General features: G+C 71.9%; 3 protein-coding genes. All 3 read right to left on the bottom strand.

The window, feature by feature from the left end; all coding sequences use genetic code 11:
* Nucleotides 1-280: 280 nt before the first annotated feature.
* The 3 genes from MHY49_RS18830 to sfnG are packed head-to-tail and all read right to left on the bottom strand — an operon-like array spanning nt 281 to nt 3,365.
* Nucleotides 281-787 (bottom strand): CoA-binding protein, encoded by a 507-nt coding sequence (locus tag MHY49_RS18830; RefSeq protein ID WP_239206773.1) that lies wholly within the window; start codon nt 785-787, stop codon nt 281-283.
* Nucleotides 784-2,121 (bottom strand): O-acetylhomoserine aminocarboxypropyltransferase/cysteine synthase family protein, encoded by a 1,338-nt coding sequence (locus tag MHY49_RS18835; RefSeq protein ID WP_239206775.1) that lies wholly within the window; start codon nt 2,119-2,121, stop codon nt 784-786. The genes MHY49_RS18830 and MHY49_RS18835 overlap by 4 nt, the downstream gene beginning before the upstream one ends.
* On the bottom strand, nt 2,118-3,365 hold the full coding sequence (gene sfnG / locus MHY49_RS18840; RefSeq protein WP_239206777.1) for a dimethylsulfone monooxygenase SfnG: 1,248 nt from the start codon (nt 3,363-3,365) through the stop codon (nt 2,118-2,120). The genes MHY49_RS18835 and sfnG overlap by 4 nt, the downstream gene beginning before the upstream one ends.
* Nucleotides 3,366-3,448 lie beyond the last annotated feature (83 nt).

Genomic DNA, 3,448 nt, shown 5'->3' on the forward strand with positions numbered 1-3,448 from the left:
CACTCACCCACACCCCAAACCCCGAATGTCCCACCCCCATGCGAAAGTGTCCCCGGTTCCTCGCCGCGGATGTTCCGTCGCGTCGGCCGCCACCGCGCCGAGTCCCACCTGGCCCCTTCGACCACTCTCCCGACGCACGACGACGGCCGGTCCCCCCTCCGGGGAACCGGCCGTCGTCCATTGCGTCCGGCGCGACGCGGGCGCCCTCCGGCACCGCGCCTCGGGGCGCCCTCCGGCACCGTGCCTCGGGGCGCCGCAACACCGGGCGCCTCGCCCGCGCCTACCGCGCGAGGCGCTGCTTCTTCGAGGTGATCTCCCCTGTGTCGAAGCCGGCGAGGTGCAGACCGCCGTGGAAGCGAGCGTGCTCGATCTTCAGGCAGCGGTCCATGACCACGTCGAGCCCTGCCTGCTCGGCGATCGCGGCCGCCTCCTCGTTCCAGGAGCCCAGCTGCAGCCAGAGGGTCTTCGCGCCCACCTCGACGGCTTCCCGGGCCACGTCGGGGAGGTCGTCGTGGCGGCGGAACACGTCGACCACGTCGGGCACCACGGGGAGGTCCGCGAGCGAGGCGTAGGCCGGCTGCCCGAGGATCTCCGTCGCACGGGGGTTCACGAAATACACGTCGTACGGCGAACTCGAGAGCAGGTAGGTCGCCACGAAGTAGCTGGCCCGGGAGGGATTCGTCGAGGCGCCGACGATCGCGACGGACCGTGTGCGCCGCAGGATCCCGAGTCGCTGCGGGGCCGAGGGTCCGACCCAGGTCCGTCCCGCCTGCTGCTCCGCGCTCATCGCTCCACCCCCGTCGCCGTCGTGATGGCCTGGTCGAGGTCCCAGAGGATGTCCTCGGGGTCCTCGAGCCCGACCGAGATCCGGATCAGGTCCGGTGCCACGCCTCCCGCGAGCAGCTGCTCGGGGCTGAGCTGCTGGTGAGTGGTCGAGGCCGGGTGGATCACGAGCGTGCGGGCGTCGCCGATGTTCGCGAGGTGCGAGGCGAGCTGCAGGTTCCCGATCACCGCCTCGCCGGTGGCGCGGGCCGCGGCGGCGCGCTCCTCGTCGCTCGCGAAGTCGCCCGTCGGCCTCACGCCGAAGGCGAAGACCGACCCGGGACCGAGCGGCAGGTACTTCTCCGCGCGCTCGTGGTGCGGGTGATCCGGGAGCCCCGCCCAGGTCACATACGCGACGCGCGGGTCCTCGTCCAGCCAGGTCGCGACCGCACGGGCGTTCGCGAGGTGGGCGTCGATGCGCTGCGGGAGCGTCTCGACGCCCTGGAGCAGCTGGAAGGCGGACTGCGCGCTGAGCGAGGGGCCGATGTCGCGCAGCTGCTCGGAGCGCAGCTTGGTGAGGAATCCGTACTCGCCGAAGTTGCCCCACCAGCTGAGGCCGCCGTAGCTCGCGACGGGCTCGGTCATCGCGGGGAACTTGCCGTTGCCCCAGTCGAAGCGGCCGGACTCCACGACCACGCCGCCCAGCGTCGTGCCGTGGCCGCCCAGGAACTTCGTGGCGGAGTGGATGACGATGTCGGCGCCGTGCTCGAGGGGCCGCACGAGGTACGGGGTCGCGAGCGTCGCGTCGACCACGAGCGGGACGTCCGCGGCGTGGGCGACCTCGGCGAGGGCCTCGAGGTCGGCGATCTCCCCGGACGGGTTGCCGATGATCTCGACGTACACGGCCCTGGTCTCCGGCCGGATCGCCGCCGCGTAGTCCGCGGCGTCGGAGGAGGCGACGAACGTGGTCTCCACGCCGAAGCGGCGCAGGGTGACGTCGAGCTGGGTGACGGTGCCGCCGTAGAGCTGGGCGGAGGCGACGATGTGGTCGCCCGCGCCGGCCAGCGCCGCGAAGGTGATGAACTCGGCGCTCATCCCGGACGCGGTGGCGACCGCGCCGATGCCGCCCTCGAGCGAGGCGACGCGCTCCTCGAAGGCCGCGACCGTGGGGTTGCCGATGCGCGAGTAGATGTTGCCGTACTTCTGCAGGGCGAACAGGGTCGCGGCGTCGGTCGCGTCGTCGAAGACGAACGAGGTGCTCTGGTAGATCGGGACCGCGCGGGCGCCGTGCACGGCGTCCGGCGTGCCGCCGGCGTGCAGGGCGCGGGTGCGGAACCCGAAGGTGCGCTCGTCGCTCACGCGGCCTGCTCCTCATCCGTCGAGGGGGCCGACGGGGCCGACGGGAGGGTCGCGTCGGCCGCGGCGGTGGCGGCCTCAGCGCTCACGCCGGGGACGTCGGGGATCTGCGAGGCGTCGAGCTCGGTGCCGTGCTTGCGGGCGAGGTCCTTCTCGAGCTCGCGGACGATCGGCATCACGTCGCGGCCGAAGGCGGCGACCTCCTCGGTGAAATGGAGGTAGCAGGTCAGCAGCAGGTTCACCCCGATCTCCTTGTAGGAGACGATGCGCTCGGCGATCTCCTCGGGGGTGCCGATGAGGCGGGTCTTGAAGCCGTCGTTGTACTGCACGAGGTCCTCGAAGGAGGAGTCGGCCCACATGCCCTTGCCGTCGGCCGTGGACTGTCCGGCCTCCTTGACGGACTGGGCGAAGCCCTCGACGGCCGGGCGGTGGGCCTTGGCGACGATCTCGCGGAGGGTCTCCTCGGCCTCCTTCCGGGAGTCGCGGGCGATCACGAAGCCGTTGAGGCCGAAGCGGGGACTGCGGCCGACCTCGGCCGCGGAGGCGAGCACGCCCTCGACGTTGCCCTGGTAGCCCTCGAGGTCGCGACCGTTGGAGAAGTACCAGTCGGCGACGTGGCCGGCGGCCTTCTGCGCGGCCGTGGAGTTGCCGCCGAAGAAGATCTCGGGGTGGGGGCGGCCGGCGACGTCGACGGGCTTCGGGGAGAGGGTGAAGTCGTCGATCGAGTAGTACTTCCCGTCCTGCGAGTAGCCCTCCTCGGTGAGCAGGCCGCGCAGGGCGCTGATGAACTCCTCGGTGCGCACGTAGCGCTCGTCGTGGTCGAGCCAGGGCAGGCCGAAACCGGTGAACTCGTCCTTCAGCCAGCCGGAGACGATGTTGACGGCGGCGCGGCCGCCCGAGAGGTGGTCGGCGGTGATGAGCCACTTGGCGAGCACGCCCGGGTGCCACATGCCGGGGTGGAAGGCGGCGATGACGCGCAGGCGCTCGGTCGCGCCCAGCAGGGCGAGGCTGAAGGCGGAGGCCTCGTGCTGCTGCGCGGCGCCGTAGCTCGCGGCGTAGCGGGTCTGGGTGAGGGCGTATTCGAAGCCAGAGTCCTCGGCGGTCTTCGCGAGGGCGGAGTTGTAGGGCAGCTGCCAGTCGGTGCGCTGCTCGATCGTGGAGACGACGAGGCCGCCGGAGACGTTGGGCACCCAGTAGGCGAACTTCAGCGGCGTCTCGAAGGTGGACGCGGGGACGGTCGTGGTCATGGTGACCTCCTGTGGTGATCGGTGCGGGCGGTCGTGTCGGGCGGTCAGGCCGGGTGGGTCGGGTCAGGCGGGTCGGGTCGTGC

The sequence above is a fragment of the Brachybacterium sp. ACRRE genome (genome assembly GCF_022346485.1).
Lineage (GTDB): Bacteria > Actinomycetota > Actinomycetes > Actinomycetales > Dermabacteraceae > Brachybacterium > Brachybacterium halotolerans.